The 4799-nt window shown below is 41.2% G+C and carries 1 protein-coding gene; it reads left to right on the top strand.

Annotated features, from left to right (window positions below; genetic code table 11):
* The first annotated feature begins 114 nt into the window (after positions 1–114).
* Entirely contained in the window at positions 115–4518 is a 4404-nt protein-coding gene (locus DXD68_RS23915; RefSeq protein WP_122363920.1) for a DUF6383 domain-containing protein, read from the top strand.
* Positions 4519–4799 lie beyond the last annotated feature (281 nt).

Raw genomic sequence — 4799 nt, forward strand, 5'->3', positions numbered from 1 at the left:
AAACACCTTTTAACAGATACATAGTTAGGGGAAGAAAGGGAAAAAGGTGTAGAGTAAGATTCACAAGGTTTGTGACAGCATTTTAACACTATTATTAATATTAAATTTTAAATTATGAACAAAAAGTTTTCTACTTTGGTGGCGGGTTTATTGCTCGCCTCAAGTGTTGGAACGGTGGGGGCTGTAACTCCTGACTATTCTAAATTCACTGCAGCGGGTACGCTTGCAACAAACTTGAAGCAGAACGGAGCTTTCCAGTTGGCTGATAGCGAAGGCAACGTACTGGCTATGGTAAAAGAAGCAGATGGTAAATTGGTTCTGAAAATGGTTGCAGCCAATACGGGTGCAAACCTCGCAGAAACTCTTTGGACAATCCGTTGGACTACTTATGATGATACAGTAAAGAAATATTATTTTACTTTCGAAAGTGCTGCTTATCACATGCCTTTGTCTTTCTCTACGGAAAATGCGGGTAATGGTGATTTGACATCTGAAATCAACTACGAATTCCCCGGTAAGATCGGTACATGGGAATGGCAGGAAGGAATTGAAGGAAAGGGTATTAATGGCGAAGCTGCTTTGAAATACCGTTTTGCAAATCCTGACTCTGTTATGACATTGGCCGTTAATAACGGTGAAGTAGGTGCTATCAAGTACGCACAGTCAAAGGGTGACGGTGGCAAAGCACTTACTTTGAAACCGATGGTTGTTCAGGGAACAGTTCTGACTGCTGATGATCTGAACTCAACGATGCTTTCCAATACAAAAGCCGGTAAATTCCGTTTGGGTTTCTTTGGTGATGTAGTAGGTTCAAAGATCGGTAATATGTGGACGGCTAACGACCTGATCGCAGAGCCGGTTGTTGCTTATTCTACAAGCATGTACAAAAAAGGAAATGTTCCTGCTGAAGATACTTATAATGCAAACCAGAAAGCTGCGGCGCAGGCTGCAAAGGATGCTGCTGATAAATTGTTAGCTCCGGCAACTGTTGAAAATGCTGTTCAGACTGCAATTACAGCCGGTTCAGCATGGGATCAGGCTGCTAAGGATTGGGCTGCTACAGTAAAAGCTGCTGCAACAACAACAGAAAATACTTTTGATGCTTCTTTAAATGCAGTGAATGCAGAAGTAGCTAAAAAAGACGGTGAAGTGAAAGAGGCTGCTGCTTTGGCTGCTGCCGCTAGTGCTATCAATACTGTTGTGGCTGCTTACGAGATGGATGAAATAGTAGGGGAGAACAACGATAAAGCAACTGTTGATGGTGTAATTGCTGCTGTGTCTTTGACGGATGTTGACGCTGTAAAGGATGATCTTGTAACTCTTTTCAAAGGTAAGGTTGAAGATATAGACAATAATGAGGAATTGTTTGATGCTTCAAAAGCAGCGGTTGCTGCGTTGAATGCTAAATTCGATGTAACAGTGCCTGATTATGTTGCTGCCGATAACGATAAGATTAAAGAATGGGTTAAAGCTAATGTCGATGCAGAAGTTGAAGCATTGGTTACTAGTATGGTTGGTTCCGAGACAGTTGTTGCTACTGTTAATACTAATATTGCTAAATTAACTACTGCTGCAGGATTAATCAATACAGCTGTTGATAACTTGTCTTTCACTGCTCATGTTGATGCTTGGGATTTAGCAAAATTCAAAGAAGAATATGCAAAATTGGCTTATGGTCAGGTAGAAGCTTATACTGCTGATCAGTACACTGAAGTGAAAGATGCTATTAAAGCTTTGATCGATGAACTTCCTATTACTGTCGATGCAGCTGATCGTGCAAAGTCATTGGTTGCTGATCAAAAAACGAAATATGAGGCTGCTTCTACGGCTGCTGAAGTTTATGCAGATGCTGTAACAGGCATTAAAAATGCTCTTACAGCTATGAACAGTGCTCAGGCAGTTAAAGATGCTATCGACGCATGCAAAGAAGATTTCAATAAGGAAGGTGATGATATCATTGTAGAAATCAGTAGTGCTGTAAAAGGTGAAAACTTACCAGCAGCTGTTGCTTCTGTCAATATCGAAAAATATCTGGCTGCCGGTTCTCAGGAAGGAGAAGTAGTGGATCAGGATGTTGTATCTAAATATGTATCTTTATATTTAGGTAAGAAAGACAGTAAAGAAAACAAACTGTATCTGGCTGTCGATACTAACTTGCTGACAGGCGTATCCGGTAACAGACATCTGAAATTTGATGCATGGAAATATACCGAAGGTATCACGAACAGTAATGGTAAATTACTAAGTGAAACTAATGTTCCTTTGTTCAGAGACTATAACGGTCACTTCAACTTCAAGTTTACTTATTATCCTACTGAAGACTCTTTGAAGATCGAAACTGACGGTTATGCAATGAAACCGGCTGTAGGTGTTGAAAACTGGGTGGATATTACAGATGTGGATGCCGCTCACGGCTATGAAGCTAACGGTAAATTTGTCAAACTGGCAGTTTTGGCTGACAATCATAAAGAAGTAACTGTCGGTAAATATGAAAAGATCACTGGCTCTGAAAAGGAAACTATCAATACTCGTATCGGTTTCGGTATCAACTTCAAAGATTATGCAGCTATCCCAGCTGGTGTTTACACAATCAAATATGTAAGCAATGAAAAGGCAAACGCTGACCGCAATGGTCGTTATATCGCTTACAACTGGTTGTATAATAATTACCAGGTACTGGCTTCTGTGGAAGATCAGGAACTGAACCATATCCCGGCTGCACAGTGGATCGTAACTCAGGCTAAGGGTGAAAAACTGAACTCTATCGTGAACCGTGAATCAGCTCTACCGCTGGTTTATAACAATGAATTCGGACAGGTTCAACAGCAGTATATGTATGCTACAAGCACAGCAAATCTTTATACGAACATGGAAGGTGACTCTCTATTGTTCACTGCCGTTCCGAAAGAATTCACAACGGATAAAACGTTAGGTTACTTCATCGATCCTGAAAAGAATCTGGAAGCTGACGACCAGTTGAGAGTATTTTCATTGAACTATCTGAACAATTTGAATAATGACCTGTTCGTTGGTTACAATGACGCAGACTCTATCCTGAATGTGGCTAAGACGGAAGATGCCGATCGTATTTATTTCCGTTTGATTCGTGCAACAGACTCTATTGCTTACGGGCCTGCTGAAGTAAAAGATATTGCAACTCAGTTGAAACGTATTCCTTACTACCTGCAACTGGAAACTGCCAATAAGAATATCAAGGACGAAGATAAACTGTTCATCACTCTTGATAAAGACGGTAAGTTCAAACTGATCAACTCTACGTTGACAAATGGAAAGGTAAACTATGCCAATCTGGATGCTTTCTTCCTGAAAGAATTTAAAGAAGCAGACGCACAACATTATTATGCTATTATCAAAGCTCAGCAAAATGAGAAAAACGAGATTACAGGGGCTTTGGGTTCTAAAAAGATTTCTGTAAAAGATTATCCTTCAATCCTTGTACAGGAAGATCTGGAAGGTGAAAATCAGTCGGAAGATTACTCTATATACAACTGGGGTTACCTGAATGACGGTCGTACTTCTACTTTCGGCCTGGTAGCCAAAGATGCTCCTAAATACCGTCGTCTGGGTGTAACTGATGCTGAAGACGGTTTGAACAACATGGGAACTAACGTTGCCAAGATCAACCTGACTCGCGAAGACAACCGTTATCTGTATGAAAATACAACCAACAGAGTAGCCGGTTACGAATCAGATCCTACAGGTATCAACTACCTGGGTGCATTGTTCAATGGCGAAAACAAAGCTGCCATGTTCATCGATACTGCTTATGTACGTAACGAAACTGCACGTCCTCAGTATTTGCTGGCTGTTCGTCCTGACTTTACTCCGGATACAACATTCTGTCCGATTGACCACGGCCATCCGTACGAATTGGTAGACCAGGTTCGCGCTAACTATCTGGTAACATTGTCTGACTCTGTAGCTGCTTACAAGGGCGATAAGAAGATGTTGGATAAGTTTATGTATGAAAACAGAACTTACACTCGTCTGGCATTCGTTGATGCTGTTCACCAGGGTGATACCTTGTTGATCATGAGTTCTAAGTTCAAAGGAACAAAACTGGCTGCTAACGATACGATCGATCTAAGCAAGAACGAATTCAACAACGCTGCTGTTCAGTTCCGTCTGACAAAGAATGACGACCAAAAGGCTGAATTCTACATCGAAACTCAGAATAACGAATTCGTTCGCCTGATCAACGGTGTAGCTGTATTAACAAATGACATCGCAGACGCAGAACGTTTCAACATCGCTAAGACTGACGATAAGCCGGTTGCAAATGACGAAATCAATGCTGCCGAAGTATCAGTAATCGCAACAGAAGGTGCTGTTATTGTTAAGGGTGCTGCAGGTAAGAATGTTGTTGTCACTAACGTACTTGGTCAGACAATTGCCAACACAGTAATCACTTCTTCTGAAGCTCAGATCTCTGCTCCTGCAGGTATCGTAGTAGTAGCCGTAGAAGGTGAAGCTGCTGTTAAAGCAATCGTAAAATAAGTAACTATTTATAATCAATAAATTTAAATTGACTGCGTGGTGGGCGGTTCACGAACCGCCCCTACCAATTACCCTGTGACAGGCGAACAAGCAGTCAGTATTAATACTAAAGTAATGAAATAAAGTTCTTCTGTTCGATCTCTGTGAAGAGCGAAGACAGACAAAAAAGCAAGCCCCGGGGATTAAGTTCTTCGGGGTTTTGTGTTTTTTAGAGCCACTGAAAAAGATGCTGGAAGAGCTGGATTTAAATCCTCTTTACAGGCCTTGTTATCTTGTTTGGT

It is taken from the genome of Parabacteroides sp. TM07-1AC, from assembly GCF_003480915.1.
Taxonomy (GTDB): Bacteria; Bacteroidota; Bacteroidia; order Bacteroidales; family Tannerellaceae; genus Parabacteroides; species Parabacteroides chongii.